The organism is Streptomyces sp. MZ04 (genome assembly GCF_004684775.1).
Classification (GTDB): domain Bacteria; phylum Actinomycetota; class Actinomycetes; order Streptomycetales; family Streptomycetaceae; genus Streptomyces.
On sequence record NZ_SRIC01000215.1, the window covers coordinates 1 to 14,715 of the forward strand.

The following is a 14,715-nucleotide window of genomic DNA, read 5'->3' on the forward strand; positions in this document are numbered from 1 at the left end:
GGTGGGGCGGGCTCATCCTCGCCGCGCTCATCGTCTTCCTCATCGCCAACCTCGTGCTCTCCTTCTTCAACGAGGGCGACGAGCCGACGATCTCGTACACGGAGTTCAGCAAGCAGGTCGACTCCGGCAACGTCACGAAGATCTACGCCAAGGGCGACGCGATCCAGGGCCAGCTCAAGAAGGAGCAGCCGAAACCGGGTGACGACGAGGGGAACTACACCAAGTTCACCACCCAGCGGCCCGCCTTCGCCGACGACAAGCTCTGGGACGAGCTGACCGAGCACGACGTCACCGTCACCGCCGTGCCCGTCGTCAAGGAACGCAGCTTCCTTTCGAACCTGCTCATCTCGCTCGCCCCGATGCTGCTGATCGTCGTCCTGTGGATCTTCATCGCGCGGCGCATGAGGTCGGGGATGGGCGGCGCGGGCGGCATGTTCGGCCGGAAGGCGCCGCCGAAGCCGGTGGAGCTCGTGCCCGGCGAGAGGCGCACCACCTTCGACGACGTGGCGGGCATCGACGAGGTCGAGGGCGAGCTCAGCGATGTCGTCGACTTCCTGAAGAACCCCGAGGCCTATCGCACCATGGGCGCGAAGATGCCGCGCGGCGTGCTGCTCGCCGGTCTGCCGGGCACCGGCAAGACGCTGCTCGCGCGCGCCGTGGCCGGTGAGGCCGGGGTGCCCTTCTTCTCGGCGTCCGCCTCGGAGTTCATCGAGATGATCGTGGGCGTCGGCGCCTCTCGGGTACGCGAACTCTTCGCCGAGGCCCGGAAGGTCGCGCCGTCCATCATCTTCATCGACGAGATCGACACCATCGGGCGGGCGCGCGGCGGCGGCAGCGGCATGGGCGGGCACGACGAGCGCGAGCAGACGCTGAACCAGATCCTCACCGAGATGGACGGCTTCTCGGGCTCCGAGGGCGTGATCGTCCTCGCGGCCACCAACCGTGCCGACATCCTCGACCCCGCCCTGACCCGGCCGGGCCGCTTCGACCGGGTCGTCACCGTCAGCCCGCCCGACCGCGGCGGCCGCGAGGCCATCCTCAAGATCCACACCCGTGACATCCCGATGGCGGACGACACCGACCTGGCCCAAGTCGCCCGTACGACACCGGGGATGACCGGCGCGGATCTCGCCAACCTCGCCAACGAAGCAGCCCTGCTCGCCGTCAAGCGCAAGCAGAAGCAGGTCACCCAGTCCGACCTCTCCGAGGCTCTGGAGAAGGTGCAGCTCGGCGCCGAGCGGCCGCTGGTCATGCCCGACGAGGAGCGGCGGCGCACGGCGTACCACGAGAGCGGTCACGCGCTCCTCGGCATGCTGCAGCCCGGCGCCGACCCGGTACGGAAGATCACGATCGTGCCCCGGGGACGCGCTCTCGGGGTCACCCTGTCGACACCGGACGCGGACAAGTACGCGTACACGGAGGAGTATCTGCGCGGCCGCATCGTGGGCGCGCTGGGCGGCATGGCGGCCGAGCACGTCGTCTTCGGGGTCATCACGACGGGCGCCGAGAGCGACCTCGAACAGGTCACCAACATCGCGCGCGGCATGGTCGCCCGCTGGGGCATGAGCGAGCGCGTGGGCCGTCTTGCCGCGCTGCCGAACGACAGCCAGCAGCCCTACGGACTCGCGGCCGCCCCGGGCACCCTCGACGCGATCGACCACGAGATGCGCCGCATCGTCGACGAGTGCTACGAGAGCGCGTGCCGCCAACTGCGGGACCACCGCGGCCAACTGGACGCCCTGGCCGAGGCGTTGCTGGCGAACGAGACCCTGGAGGAGGCGGCGGCCTACCGGGTCGCCGGCATCACACGGCTCACCAAGGACGCCGACTAGGCACTCGGTGTTCTCGGGCGGGCCCTTCTTGACCGCGTACGGGCGATCACCGCGTACGCGCGATCAGGTACCGGAACACGTTGGGCATCCACACCGTCCCGTCCCGCCGCTGATGCGGATGCAGCGCCTCCGTCACCTCCTTCTCGACCTGTGCCTGATCCGTCGCGCCCACCGCCGCGTCGAACAGGCCCGTCGACAGCAGGCCACGGACCGCGCTCTCCGTGTCCGCGTACCCGAAGGGGCACGCGACACGGCCCGACCCGTCCGGCTTGAGTCCGGCCCGGTGGGCCACCTCCTCCAGGTCGTCCCGGAGCGCGGGGCGCCAACTGCCCGTACTACGGAGAGGGTCGGCGAGCTTGGTCGCCACCTTCAGTACAGAAGACGTCGTGCAGCGCTCCGGCGGACCCCAGCCGGCGAGCACCACAGGGGTGCCGTGCCCGGCGAGCGGCGTGGCCGCTTCCAGGAGGGCGGAGAGGCCCTCGGAGTCGCCCGCCACGCAGCCGATCGGCTGGAACGCGGTCACCAGGTTGTACGCGGGCACGTCCGGCCCCGACACGTCGGCGGGGCCGCCCTCCACGAGGCGGGTGTCGCCGGCCCCGTGTGCGCGCAGGCCCGCGTCGGGCAGCAGGCGTTCACGCGCGAGGGCCAGCCGCTCGGGCGCGGACCGGTCGACACCGGTGACGGCCGCGCCCCGTGAGGCGGCCATCAGGAGGGCCAGTCCGGAGCCGCAGCCGAGGCCGAGGAGCCGGGTTCCGCCGCCGACTTCGAGTCGTTCGTACACCGCTTCATAGAGCGGAACCAGCATCCGTTCCTGGATCTCCGCCCAGTCACGCGCGCGTGCGCACCGGTCCACGCGGGGGGTCGTGCCCGCGCGGGGAGGGCGCGGCTGCGCGAGTGTAGGTGTCATCGAAAGCGCCCCAATCCGCCGAGAGTTACTGGAGTGTCGTATTCCAACGGTTCGTCCGCCCCCGTGCAGTGCGCTCGCACTCCCCCCGTATGCCAGAGAACTCCGCATCCGTCGTGGAGTCCAGGGGTTGTGTGGCAATGCTTGCGTGCCACCGTCGTGCGCCCCCTGGAGCCGTAAATTCCGCGCCCCGCGGGAGGCTCCGCCGTACCATGCGCGCCATGGCCAAAGCACCCGTTCTCGCGCCCCGGGCGGAAGACTTCCCGCGCTGGTACCAGGATCTGATCAACAAGGCCGAACTGGCCGACAACGGGCCGGTGCGCGGCACCATGGTGATCCGACCGTACGGCTACGCCCTGTGGGAACGCATGCAGCAGGACATGGACGCCCGCATCAAGGAGACGGGTACCCAGAACGCGTACTTCCCGCTCTTCATCCCCCAGTCGTACCTGACCCGGGAGGCCCAGCACGTCGAGGGCTTCGCCCCCGAACTGGCCGTCGTCACGCACGGCGGCGGCAAGGAGCTGGAGGAGCCGGTCGTCGTCCGCCCCACCTCCGAGACGATCGTCAACGAGTACTTCTCCAAGTGGGTGCAGAGCTACCGAGACCTGCCGCTCCTGATCAACCAGTGGGCGAACGTGGTCCGTTGGGAGCTGCGGCCCCGGCTCTTCCTGCGCACGTCGGAATTCCTCTGGCAGGAGGGCCACACCGCCCACGCGACGTACGAGGAAGCACGCGACTTCGCCGCCCGCATCCACGAGCACGTCTACGGGGACTTCATGCGAGAGGTCCTGGCGATGGACTTCGTCCTGGGCCGCAAGACCGCGCAGGAGCGCTTCGCCGGGGCCATCAACACGCTCACCCTCGAAGGCATGATGGGCGACGGGAAGGCCCTCCAGCTGGGCACGAGCCACGAGCTCGGCCAGAACTTCGCCAAGGCCTTCCACACCCAGTACCTGTCCAGGGAAGGCAAGCAGGAGCTCGTCTGGCAGACCTCCTGGGGCAGTACGACACGGATGGTCGGCGCCCTGGTGATGATGCACGGCGACGACAACGGCCTGCGGGTGCCGCCTCGCCTCGCGCCCGTCCAGGTGGTCGTCCTCGCCATCAAGGGCGACGACGCGGTGCTCGCGAAGGTCCGCGAGATCGGCGACCGCCTCAAGGCGGCGGGCGTGCGCGTCCAGGTGGACGACCGCACGGACACGCCCTTCGGGCGCCGTGCCGTCGACTGGGAGCTCAAGGGGGTGCCGGTCCGCGTCGAGATCGGCCCGCGCGACCTGGAGAACGGCACGGCGATGGTGGCCCGGCGCATCCCGGGCGGCAAGGAACCAGTCGCGATCGACTCCCTGACCGCGCTGCTGCCCACTGTCCTCGAAGAGGACCAGAAGCTGCTCCTGGCCCAGGCCCGTGCGCGCCGCGAGTCCCGCACCTCGGACGTCACCACCGTCGACCAGGCAGTGGAGGCCGCTGCCGCCGGCGGCTGGGCCCGCATCCCGTGGGCCTCGCTGGGCCCGGAGGGTGAGGCGGAGCTCGCCGAGCACTCCGTCTCCGTACGGTGTCTGGTCGCGGAGGACGGGGCGGTGCCGGACGCCGATGATGCGCCCGGTAACGTCGCTGTCGTGGCCCGGGCCTACTGAGTGCGCGATTCCGGCCCGTACGCCCCCTCAGGCGACACGGGCCCCGCGGGAGCCGGTTGGACGTACGCGCTACTACGTACCGGCTTGATGTGAGCTGCGAGGCTTCTCCGCAGATCAGCGCACCCGCCCTCGTCCGGACGCATCAATGGCAACTGACGGGTACGTGCAAATTATTTGGGATGCCCCGGAATGGAACCCCTGGGCACCCCGGCTCGTTGTTCACGACGTGAGCACGACACCACCTGTTCTCGCCGCAGAGCTGGCACAGGCGTGGGCCGATATTCAGCGGCACCACCCCGAGCTGCCAGATCTTGCCGCGCCCGAATCCCTGATCGGAGAATCGTCGTCCGCCTGCGGCGCCGAGCTCTCCTTCGAGCGACTGCTCCATGAGGCAGTCCATGGCATCGCCGCGTCACGCGGCGTACGCGACACCTCACGTGCGGGCCGCTATCACAACCGCAGATTCCTCGCGATCGCCGAGGAGCTGGGCCTTGACCATCCCGAGGAGCCGCACCCCAGCAGCGGCTTCTCGCTGGTCACGCTCAACCCCGAGGCGCGCAAGCTCTACCGCCCGACGATCGAGCGCCTGCAGCGTGCCCTCAAGGCGCACACCGCGGCGACGGCCGCCGACACGGCGCGCAGCTTCCGGGGCCCGGCCGCACGGCACGGCTCCTCCGGAGGAGGGGTCCGCGTCAAGGCGGTCTGCGACTGCGGGCGCAACGTCCGCGTGGTCCCGTCGGTGCTCGCCCAGGCGCCCATCGTCTGCGGCGGCTGCGGCAAGCCCTTCCGGATCCCGGAAGCGGTCGGCGCGGCCGCGGGCTGACCCGGCTGAGCTGGACCGAGGTGGCCGGACCCGGTTCGGTCACCTCGTGGGCGTGTGGCACAATGGCTAGCTGTACTCGACAGCCGCATAGGAACCCTCTCGCCTCCGGCTGACGCGTCCATCGGGCACCCCGAGTACCGCAACCCCACGTGGCATCTCGTTGTGCCCAACCACGTCAAGACCAGGAGACACCACTCCAGTGGCAGTCAAGATCAAGCTGAAGCGTCTGGGCAAGATCCGTTCGCCTCACTACCGCATCGTCGTCGCCGACTCCCGTACCCGCCGTGACGGCCGGGCCATCGAGGAGATCGGCCTGTACCACCCGGTGCAGAACCCCTCGCGCATCGAGGTCGACTCGGAGCGCGCGCAGTACTGGCTCTCCGTCGGCGCTCAGCCGACCGAGCCGGTCATGGCGATCCTGAAGCTCACCGGTGACTGGCAGAAGCACAAGGGCCTGCCGGCCCCGGCGCCGCTGCTCGTCGCGGAGCCCAAGGACAAGCGCGCCGCGTTCGAGGCCTTCACCAAGGGCCTCGAGGGCGACGACGCCAAGGGTGAGGCCATCACCCAGAAGGCCAAGAAGGCTGACAAGAAGGCGGACGAGGCCAAGGCCGAGTCCGCCGAGTCGACCGAGGCCTGAGCATGCTCGAGGAGGCTCTCGAGCACCTCGTGAAGGGCATCGTCGACAACCCCGACGACGTGCAGGTCGCCTCGCGCAACCTGCGCCGTGGGCGCGTTCTGGAGGTCCGGGTACATCCCGACGACCTCGGCAAGGTGATCGGCCGTAACGGCCGCACCGCGCGGGCTCTGCGGACCGTCGTGGGCGCCATCGGCGGCCGCGGTGTCCGCGTCGACCTCGTCGACGTGGACCAGGTTCACTGAACCGCACGCAGCACCGGCACGGGCCGGGGAGGGCTTCTGGGCCTTCCCCGGCCCGTAGTCGTTTGTAGCCGCCGACGGAGGAGCGCCGTGGGCACACGACAGGAGAGAGCAGTGCAGCTGGTAGTCGCGCGGATCGGCCGCGCCCACGGCATCAAGGGTGAGGTCACCGTCGAGGTGCGCACGGACGAGCCGGAGCTGCGGCTCGGCCCCGGCGCCGTCCTCGCCACCGACCCCGCCTCCACGGGGCCGCTGACCATCGAGACCGGCCGGGTGCACAGCGGCCGCCTGCTGCTGCGCTTCGAGGGCGTACGCGACCGCACGGGCGCCGAGGCGCTGCGCAACACGCTGCTGATCGCCGAGGTCGATCCGGAGGAGCTTCCGGAGGACGAGGACGAGTACTACGACCACCAGCTGATGGACCTCGACGTCGTCACCAAGGAAGGGCTCGAGGTCGGCCGGATCACCGAGATCTCACACCTGCCCTCGCAGGACCTCTTCATCGTCGAGCGGCCCGACGGCAGCGAGGTGATGATCCCCTTCGTGGAGGAGATCGTCACCGAGATCGACCTGGAGGAGCAGCGGGCGATCATCGACCCGCCGCCCGGCCTGATCGACGACCGCGCGGAGATCGCTTCGGCGCGGGACGCCGAGGCCGCCCCGGAGGGCGACGCCTGATGCGGCTCGACGTCGTCACGATCTTCCCCGAGTACCTGGAACCCCTGAACGTCTCCCTCGTCGGCAAGGCACGCGCGCGTGGACAGCTCGACGTGAACGTGCACGACCTCAGGGAGTGGACGTACGACCGGCACAACACGGTCGACGACACCCCCTACGGCGGCGGCCCCGGCATGGTCATGAAGACCGAGCCCTGGGGCGCGGCCCTCGACGACGCGCTCGCCGACGGGTACGAGGCGGGCGCCCACGGCCCCGTCCTGGTCGTCCCCACGCCCAGCGGGCGCCCCTTCACCCAGGAACTGGCCGTCGAGCTCTCCGAGCGGCCCTGGCTGGTCTTCACGCCCGCGCGCTACGAGGGCATCGACCGCCGCGTCATCGACGAGTACGCAACCCGGATGCCCGTCTACGAGGTGTCGATCGGCGACTACGTCCTCGCGGGCGGCGAGGCGGCCGTCCTGGTCGTCACCGAGGCCGTGGCCCGGCTGCTGCCCGGCGTCCTGGGAAACGCCGAGTCCCACCGCGACGACTCCTTCGCCCCCGGCGCCATGGCGAACCTCCTCGAAGGGCCCGTCTACACGAAGCCCCCCGAGTGGCGCGGCCAAGGCATCCCGGACGTGCTGCTCAGCGGCCACCACGGCAAGATCGCGCGCTGGCGCAGGGACGAGGCGCTGCGCCGCACGACCCGCAACAGGCCTGATCTGATCGAGCGTTGCGACCCCGCGGCCTTCGACAAGAAGGACCGCGAAATGCTCAGCATCCTGGGCTGGCGGCCCGGTCCCGACGGCCGATTTGGGCGACACCCCGACGCCGTGGAAGAATAGGCCGCTGCTGTACGTCCAGCGTGCGCCCCTGCCACAGGGGGAACGACGCCCGTCCGACGCGATCAGCTATCGAATCCTCATCACGAATCTCCCGCTGATGACCTGTGGCATCAGTGAAGAAAGCAGACGATCATGGCTAACCTGCTCGACTCCGTCGACAGCGCTTCGCTGCGCACCGACGTCCCGGCCTTCCGCCCGGGCGACACCGTCAACGTCCACGTGCGCGTCATCGAGGGCAACCGCTCCCGTGTGCAGCAGTTCAAGGGCGTAGTCATCCGTCGCCAGGGTGCCGGCGTGCGCGAGACCTTCACGGTCCGCAAGGTCTCCTTCTCCGTCGGCGTCGAGCGCACCTTCCCGGTGCACACCCCGATCGTCGAGAAGATCGAGCTCGTCACCCGCGGTGACGTGCGTCGCGCGAAGCTGTACTACCTCCGTGACCTGCGCGGCAAGGCCGCGAAGATCAAGGAGAAGCGCGACAGCTGAGCTAGCGCACTGGTTCACATCGGAGCCGGATAGCATCTGGCTCCGATGGACACCGAAGCACAGCACACGGAGCGCGACCGCTCCTCCCCACCCACCGATTCCCCGGACGCCGAGCGCGTCGGGGAGTCCGCGGGGGCGGAGGAACGGTCGCGCTCCGCTTTCATGTCGTTCGTCGCCTGGCTGCCGGGCGGCAGAGCCACCCTCACCCTGCTGATCTGCACGGTGTTCCTGCTGCTCGTCAGCACCTTTGTGGTGCAGCCGTTCCAGATCCCCAGCCGCTCGATGGAGCCCGCGTTCCGGGTCGGAGACCGGGTACTCGTCAACAAGTTGGCGTACCGTTTCGGTTCCGAGCCGCAGCGGGGTGACGCTGTCGTCTTCGACGGCAGCGGCTACTTCGGAGATGCCGACTACATCAAGCGGGTCGCAGGAGTGGGGGGAGACCGCGTGGTCTGCTGCGACAAGCGGGGGAGGATCAAGGTGAACGGCGAACCCGTCGACGAGCCGTACCTGTATCCGGGGGACGCCCCCTCCAAGGTGCCCTTCGACGTCGTCGTACCCGAAGACAGCCTGTTCCTCCTCGGGGACCACCGCAGCGACTCCCGTGACTCCCGCGACCACTTGGGGCAGCCCGGCGGCGGCATGATCCCCGTCGACTCCGTCATCGGCAGAGCCGACTGGATCGCCTGGCCCATCGGCCACTGGACCTCCCTGGAGCGTCCCGGCGGCTACGCACGCGTGCCGGCACCAGGCGGCGCGCATGGGTAACCGCGGACGCACACGCGCCAGCCACCGGGCCGACACCCGGCTGCCCACCGGATCCCGGCCCACCAGCGGCCCCGTACTGCCCGGAAGGGCCGAGCGGCGCAAGCTCGCCAAGAAGGTCAAGCGGCGCAGGCAGCGCTCGGCGATCAAGGAGATACCTCTCCTCATAGGCGTCGCGCTCCTGATAGCCCTGGTCCTGAAGACCTTCCTGGTGCAGGCCTTCGTGATCCCGTCGGGCTCGATGGAGCAGACGATCAAGATCGGCGACCGCGTACTCGTCGACAAGCTCACTCCGTGGTTCGGCGCCAAGCCGGAGCGCGGCGACGTCGTCGTCTTCGAGGACCCCGGCAACTGGCTCGAGGACGAGAAGGGCAAGAAGAAGGACGACCCCGTAGGCGTCAAGCAGATCAAGGAGGGCCTGACCTTCATCGGTCTGCTGCCCTCCGACAACGAACGGGACCTGATCAAGCGCGTCGTCGGCGTCGGCGGCGACACCGTGAAGTGCTGCGACAAGGACGGCAAGGTCACCGTCAACGGGGTGCCGCTGACCGAGCCGTACATCCACCCCGACGACAAGGACGAGCCCTCCTCCTTCGAGTTCACGGTGAAGGTTCCACAGGGGCGGCTGTTCGTGATGGGAGACCACCGCTCCGACTCGGCCGACTCCCGCTTCCACCGCACCGAGAAGTTCAGCGGCACCGTCTCCGAGGAGAGCGTGGTCGGGCGCGCGCTCGTCATCGCCTGGCCCTTCGACCACTGGCGCAAGCTGGAGGAGCCGGAAACGTACGCGTCGGTGCCCGACGCGCCAGCGGGATCGGACGTGGCTCTCGGACCGTCGCATAGGGTGGCTCCTGGCCATCGATACGGATTGACCGGACTCCCGACCCCTGCGGAACTCCCGCTCGTTATGGGAGTGGTGGGCCTGCATCGGATATGGGGCAGGCAGCGGCACGGACTGAGGAGTGGATGTGGGGGATGTGGCGGTCGGCGCACGGTCCGGACACGGTGGGCCCGAGGAGCAGCCAGGGCGATCAGACGAGCCGGAGGTCGAGGCCGCAGCGGACGGCGTGAGCCCCGGAAGTGACACCGCGGGCGACAAGTCCGCACCCGGTGAGCCGGACGGGAAGCCGGCCAAGGGGGCGAAGAAGCCCCGCTCCTTCTGGAAGGAGCTGCCGCTCCTCATCGGCATCGCGCTGATCCTGGCGCTGGTGATCAAGACCTTCCTGGTGCAGGCGTTCTCGATTCCCTCGGACTCGATGCAGAACACCCTGCAGCAGGGCGACCGGGTCCTGGTCGACAAGCTGACGCCGTGGTTCGGCTCGGAGCCCGAGCGCGGCGAGGTCGTCGTCTTCAGGGACCCCGGTCACTGGCTCGACGGCGAACCGACACCCGACCCGAACGCGATCCAGCGGGTCCTCGGCTGGGTCGGCCTGATGCCGTCCGCCGACGAGAAGGACCTGATCAAGCGGGTCATCGCGGTCGGCGGCGACACCGTGGAGTGCAAGGGCACGGGCCCGGTGAAGGTCAACGGCAAGGCGCTGAACGAGCCGTACGTCTTCAAGGGCAACACCCCGTGCAGCGTCGACGACCAGGGCGGCCAGTTCAAGGTCACCGTCCCCGCGGGCAAGATCTGGGTCATGGGCGACCACCGGCAGAACTCGCTGGACTCCCGCTACCACCAGAACCAGCCCGGTGGCGGCGCCGTCCCCGTGGACAACGTCGTGGGCCGTGCCATCGTGATCGCCTGGCCGCCCACCCGCTGGGCGACGCTGCCCAAGCCGGACACCTTCGACCAGCCGGGCATCAGCGCCGCGCTGAGCGCCGCACCGGGTGCCCTCGGGCTCGCGGGTGCCGTGCCGGTCGTGCTGTGGCGCAGGCGCCGTCTCACGGCGGCCGCCGCGGGGAGCGCGAGGGTTTCTGGCGGAGGTACCGCCGGGTAGGGTGCCGTCCCAGATCGCTGATCTTCCGTGCCCCTGTTCCTGGGGGCGCGAGGTCGTCTCCGACATGGGGGAGCACTGGGATGAGCAGGACACAACGTACGGACGAGGGCCGCGGGCGGCTCGGCAGCGTGCTGTCGGGACTGGCCGTGGCCCTCGGCTGTGTGCTCTTCCTCGGCGGCTTCGCGTGGGGCGCCTTCGTCTACCAGCCCTACACCGTGCCGACCGGGTCGATGACGCCGACGATCGGCGCGGGCGACCGGGTCCTCGCGCAGCGGATCGACGGCGACGAGGTGCGCCGCGGTGACGTCGTCGTCTTCCGGCAGGCGAGCTGGGGCGACCTGCCGATGGTCAAGCGCGTGGTCGGCGTCGGCGGCGACCGGATCTCCTGCTGCACGAACGGCAAGCTGATGGTCAACGGCAAGCAGGTCGCAGAACCGTATCTCCCCGATGGCGCGGGGGCCGCGGCCACCGGGATCCCCGCCACGACCGTGCCGAAGGGCCGTCTCTTCCTGCTCGGCGACGAGCGCAGCGGCTCCCTGGACTCCAGCGTGCACCTGGGCGACGGCGATCACGGCTCCGTGCCGCGCGGCGCGGTCGAGGGGCGGGTCGACGCGGTGGCCTGGCCGATGGACAAGTTCGGGATGCTGGAGCGCCCCGACGGCTTCGCGGACATGTCGGGCGGCATCTCCGATCCGGGCCCGCTGCGGCTGATGGTGATCGCCGTGGTGTCCGGCACGGTCCTGGTTCTGGGCGGCGCCGCCTACGGTCCGTTGGCCAAGCGGCTTGGCCGCGGGCGTGAGCGGGCGCGCAGCAGTGGCCGTTCGGGAGAGGCCGCCCATGTCGGCTGAGCGGACGGCGCGGCCGCTGCGCAAGGTCGCCCGGGTCGTCCTGCTCGACCCGCAGGACCGGATCCTGCTGCTGCACGGGCACGAGCCGGGGAATCCGGCGGACGACTGGTGGTTCACGCCCGGCGGCGGTCTGGAGGGCGCCGAGACGCATGAACAGGCCGCTCTGCGTGAACTGATGGAAGAGACGGGCATCACCGAGGTCGAGCTCGGCCCCGCCCTGTGGCAGCGGATCTGCTCCTTTCCCTTCGCCGGGCGGCGCTGGGACCAGGACGAGCGGTACTTCCTGGCTCGTACGTCACAGACGGCGACCAGGGCCACAGGGTTGACGGAGCTTGAACAGCGGAGTGTGGCCGGAGCGCGATGGTGGACGTGCCAGGAACTGACCGAGGCACATGAGACGGTGTATCCGACCAGGCTCGCCGAGCTGCTTCGCAGGCTGCTCGACGAGGGTCCTCCGGGCAGGCCCGAGATCCTCGACACGGAAATCGTGTAGGGGCTCACGGGGCTGACGCACAATAGGGGGACGCAAGGCTGAAGGGGAACATGCCATGAGCGCCGAGGACCTCGAGAAGTACGAGACCGAGATGGAGCTGAAGCTCTACCGGGAGTACCGCGATGTCGTCGGTCTGTTCAAATATGTGATCGAGACCGAACGGCGCTTCTACCTCACCAACGACTACGAGATGCAGGTGCACTCGGTCCAGGGTGAGGTCTTTTTCGAGGTGTCCATGGCGGACGCCTGGGTGTGGGACATGTACAGGCCCGCACGTTTCGTCAAGCAGGTGCGGGTGCTCACGTTCAAGGACGTGAACATCGAGGAGCTCAACAAGAGCGATCTCGAGCTGCCGGGCGGCTGAGGCAGCCGCCGGGCCCGGCGCCCGCCGGGCCCGTGTGACCGGCGCTGAATTCACCGCATCGAGTGAGCGGGTTATCCACAAAGCGTGAGTCGTCCACCAAGATCCACAAGGCTCGGGACCGGGCCGCAATGTGGGTGTCGGAGGTGGTGCCGACATGAACGCACGGGGGGCACTCGGGCGGTACGGCGAAGAGCTGGCCGCGCGGCGGCTGGGTGAAGCCGGAATGACGGTTCTGGAGCGCAACTGGCGCGGCGGCAGGACCGGCGAGATCGACATCGTGGCCATGGACGGCGAAGCGCTCGTCGTCTGCGAGGTCAAGACACGCAGGGCGGGCCTGGCGGGCTCGGCGATCTATCAGCATCCGATGGAAGCCGTGGGCCGCGCCAAGGCGGAGCGGCTGCGGCGCCTGGCCGAGCGCTGGATCGAGGAGCGCGGCGGCCCACCGCCGGGCGGAGTCCGGATCGACCTCGTCGGCGTGCTGATCCCACGGCGCGGCGCCCCTGTCGTGGAGCACGCGCGGGGGGTGGCCTGATGGGATTCGCGCGTACGTGTTCCGTGGCGCTGGTGGGCGTCGAGGGCGTGGTCGTCGAGGTGCAGGCCGACCTGGAGCCCGGCGTCGCCGCGTTCACACTGGTCGGGCTCCCCGACAAGAGCCTGACGGAGAGCAAGGACCGGGTCAGGGCGGCCGTGGTCAATTCTGGGGGTGAGTGGCCCCAGAAGAAGCTCACGGTGGGGCTCAGCCCGGCGTCGGTGCCGAAGGGCGGCAGCGGTTTCGATCTTGCTGTGGCCTGCGCGGTGCTCGGGGCGGCCGAGCGGATCGATCCCCGGGTGCTCGCCGACATCGTGATGATCGGCGAGCTGGGGCTCGACGGGCGGGTGCGGCCGGTCCGCGGGGTGCTGCCGGCGGTCCTCGCGGCGGCCGACGCCGGGCACGAACAGGTCGTCGTCCCGGAGTGCACGGCGGCCGAGGCGGCGCTGGTGCCGGGCATCTCGGTGCTCGGGGTGCGCAGCCTGCGGCAGCTCATCGCCGTGCTGACCGATGAGCCGGTGCCCGAGGAGGAGCCGGACGAGCCGGGGCGCCCCGACCCGCTGCTCGCGGGGCTCTGTGTGCCCGGATCGGGGATCGGGACGGGGCTCAGCGGCGGCCTTGACGACGCCCATGCGCTGGACCTGGCGGACGTCGTCGGCCAGGTGTCGGCGCGGACCGCCGTGGAGGTGGCGGCCGCGGGGGCGCACCACCTCTTCCTGCAGGGGCCGCCGGGCGCCGGAAAGACGATGCTCGCCGAGCGGCTGCCGGCGATCCTGCCCCGGCTGACCCGCGAGGAGTCCCTGGAGGTGACCGCCGTCCACTCGGTGGCGGGCATGCTGCCACCGGGCAAGCCGCTCGTGGACGTCGCGCCGTACTGCGCGCCGCACCACTCCGCGACGATGCAGTCGCTCGTGGGCGGCGGCCAGGGAATCGCGCGGCCGGGGGCCGTCTCGCTGGCTCACCGCGGCGTGCTCTTCCTCGACGAGGCGCCGGAATTCAGCAGCCAGGCACTGGACTCCCTGCGCCAGCCCCTGGAATCGGGCCATGTGGTGATCGCCCGCAGCGCGGGAGTGGTGCGGCTGCCCGCGAAGTTCTTGATGGTCCTTGCGGCCAACCCTTGCCCGTGCGGCAGGCACACCCTGCTCGGCGACGGCTGCGAATGCCCGGCGTCCGCCGTCCGCCGCTACCAGGCGCGGCTTTCGGGGCCGCTGCTCGACCGGATCGACCTGAAGGTCGAGGTGGAGCCCGTCACGCGATCCGAACTGTCCGGGTACGGCACGCGGGGCGACTCCACGCAGACCGTCGCGGACCGGGTGCGCACCGCCCGGGAGAGAGCGGCGGCCCGGCTCGCCGGCACCGGATGGCGGACGAACAGCGAGGTCCCCGGACACGCGCTCCGCACGCGGTGGCCCGCCGAGCCGGGCGCCCTCGACGCGGCCGAAGTGGACCTGGAGCGCGGCTTCCTGACCGCCCGGGGGCTCGACCGTGTGCTGCGGGTCGCCTGGACCGTGGCGGACCTCGCGGGCCGCGACCGGCCTTGCGCACTGGACGTGGGCCTGGCGCTGCAGCTGCGTACGGGGGTGTCGCGGGGCGTGCCGATGGCGATCGGGGCGCTGACATGACGTCCGGATCCGTGTCGGACGAGGAGCGCCTGGCCAGGGCCGCCCTGACCCGGATCCTCGAACCGGGGGACGAGGTGGGCGGGCGGTGGCTGCGGGAGGCCGG

The 14,715-nt window shown here is 70.3% G+C and carries 17 protein-coding genes; 16 read left to right on the plus strand and 1 reads right to left on the minus strand.

Going from position 1 to position 14,715, the window contains the following annotated elements; translation table 11 throughout:
* The first annotated feature begins 14 nt into the window (after positions 1-14).
* Complete coding sequence (gene ftsH / locus E2651_RS31735) at positions 15-1,832, plus strand: ATP-dependent zinc metalloprotease FtsH (RefSeq protein ID WP_245239360.1); 1,818 nt, start codon at positions 15-17, stop codon at positions 1,830-1,832.
* A 46-nt stretch (positions 1,833-1,878) separates the two neighbouring features.
* On the opposite strand, the gene E2651_RS31740 is transcribed toward ftsH, so the two are convergent.
* Positions 1,879-2,739: an SAM-dependent methyltransferase gene (locus tag E2651_RS31740; protein WP_135334705.1), complete on the minus strand. Its 861-nt coding sequence runs from the start codon at positions 2,737-2,739 to the stop codon at positions 1,879-1,881.
* Between the two features lie 218 nt (positions 2,740-2,957).
* Here E2651_RS31740 and proS point away from each other — a divergent pair, with 218 nt between their 5' ends.
* From proS to E2651_RS31815, 15 genes are all read left to right on the plus strand, one after another.
* Positions 2,958-4,373, plus strand: a complete 1,416-nt coding sequence (gene proS / locus E2651_RS31745; protein ID WP_135334706.1) for a proline--tRNA ligase — start codon at positions 2,958-2,960, stop codon at positions 4,371-4,373.
* 226 nt (positions 4,374-4,599) lie between these two features.
* The gene (locus E2651_RS31750; protein ID WP_135334707.1) at positions 4,600-5,196 is read left to right on the plus strand and encodes a hypothetical protein; all 597 of its coding nucleotides are present in this window, start codon (positions 4,600-4,602) and stop codon (positions 5,194-5,196) included.
* A gap of 199 nt (positions 5,197-5,395) precedes the next feature.
* Positions 5,396-5,833, plus strand: a complete 438-nt coding sequence (gene rpsP / locus E2651_RS31755) for a 30S ribosomal protein S16 (RefSeq protein ID WP_135334708.1) — start codon at positions 5,396-5,398, stop codon at positions 5,831-5,833.
* 2 nt (positions 5,834-5,835) lie between these two features.
* Positions 5,836-6,075: an RNA-binding protein gene (locus E2651_RS31760; RefSeq protein ID WP_030361979.1), complete on the plus strand. Its 240-nt coding sequence runs from the start codon at positions 5,836-5,838 to the stop codon at positions 6,073-6,075.
* 111 nt (positions 6,076-6,186) lie between these two features.
* Entirely contained in the window at positions 6,187-6,750 is a 564-nt protein-coding gene (gene rimM, locus E2651_RS31765) for a ribosome maturation factor RimM (protein ID WP_135334709.1), read from the plus strand.
* Positions 6,750-7,571: a tRNA (guanosine(37)-N1)-methyltransferase TrmD gene (gene trmD / locus E2651_RS31770; protein WP_135334710.1), complete on the plus strand. Its 822-nt coding sequence runs from the start codon at positions 6,750-6,752 to the stop codon at positions 7,569-7,571. Before rimM ends, trmD begins: the two co-directional genes overlap by 1 nt.
* A gap of 132 nt (positions 7,572-7,703) precedes the next feature.
* Positions 7,704-8,054 carry a 50S ribosomal protein L19 gene (rplS, locus tag E2651_RS31775; RefSeq protein ID WP_135334711.1) on the plus strand — a complete coding sequence of 117 codons (351 nt, stop codon included), beginning with the start codon at positions 7,704-7,706 and terminating at the stop codon, positions 8,052-8,054.
* A 45-nt stretch (positions 8,055-8,099) separates the two neighbouring features.
* Positions 8,100-8,819: a signal peptidase I gene (lepB, locus tag E2651_RS31780; protein WP_135334712.1), complete on the plus strand. Its 720-nt coding sequence runs from the start codon at positions 8,100-8,102 to the stop codon at positions 8,817-8,819.
* On the plus strand, positions 8,812-9,900 hold the full coding sequence (lepB, locus tag E2651_RS31785) for a signal peptidase I (protein ID WP_135334713.1): 1,089 nt from the start codon (positions 8,812-8,814) through the stop codon (positions 9,898-9,900). Before lepB (E2651_RS31780) ends, lepB (E2651_RS31785) begins: the two co-directional genes overlap by 8 nt.
* Positions 9,785-10,756 (plus strand): signal peptidase I, encoded by a 972-nt coding sequence (lepB, locus tag E2651_RS31790; protein ID WP_135334714.1) that lies wholly within the window; start codon positions 9,785-9,787, stop codon positions 10,754-10,756. Before lepB (E2651_RS31785) ends, lepB (E2651_RS31790) begins: the two co-directional genes overlap by 116 nt.
* Positions 10,757-10,836: 80 nt before the next feature.
* The gene (gene lepB / locus E2651_RS31795; protein ID WP_135334715.1) at positions 10,837-11,604 is read left to right on the plus strand and encodes a signal peptidase I; all 768 of its coding nucleotides are present in this window, start codon (positions 10,837-10,839) and stop codon (positions 11,602-11,604) included.
* Positions 11,594-12,097 (plus strand): NUDIX hydrolase, encoded by a 504-nt coding sequence (locus E2651_RS31800; RefSeq protein ID WP_135334716.1) that lies wholly within the window; start codon positions 11,594-11,596, stop codon positions 12,095-12,097. The genes lepB (E2651_RS31795) and E2651_RS31800 overlap by 11 nt, the downstream gene beginning before the upstream one ends.
* Before the next feature lie 55 nt (positions 12,098-12,152).
* Positions 12,153-12,461 carry a DUF2469 domain-containing protein gene (locus tag E2651_RS31805; RefSeq protein ID WP_003965949.1) on the plus strand — a complete coding sequence of 103 codons (309 nt, stop codon included), beginning with the start codon at positions 12,153-12,155 and terminating at the stop codon, positions 12,459-12,461.
* A 154-nt stretch (positions 12,462-12,615) separates the two neighbouring features.
* Complete coding sequence (locus tag E2651_RS31810; protein ID WP_135334717.1) at positions 12,616-12,993, plus strand: YraN family protein; 378 nt, start codon at positions 12,616-12,618, stop codon at positions 12,991-12,993.
* Complete coding sequence (locus E2651_RS31815) at positions 12,993-14,612, plus strand: YifB family Mg chelatase-like AAA ATPase (RefSeq protein ID WP_135334718.1); 1,620 nt, start codon at positions 12,993-12,995, stop codon at positions 14,610-14,612. The genes E2651_RS31810 and E2651_RS31815 overlap by 1 nt, the downstream gene beginning before the upstream one ends.
* Positions 14,613-14,715: the final 103 nt, after the last annotated feature.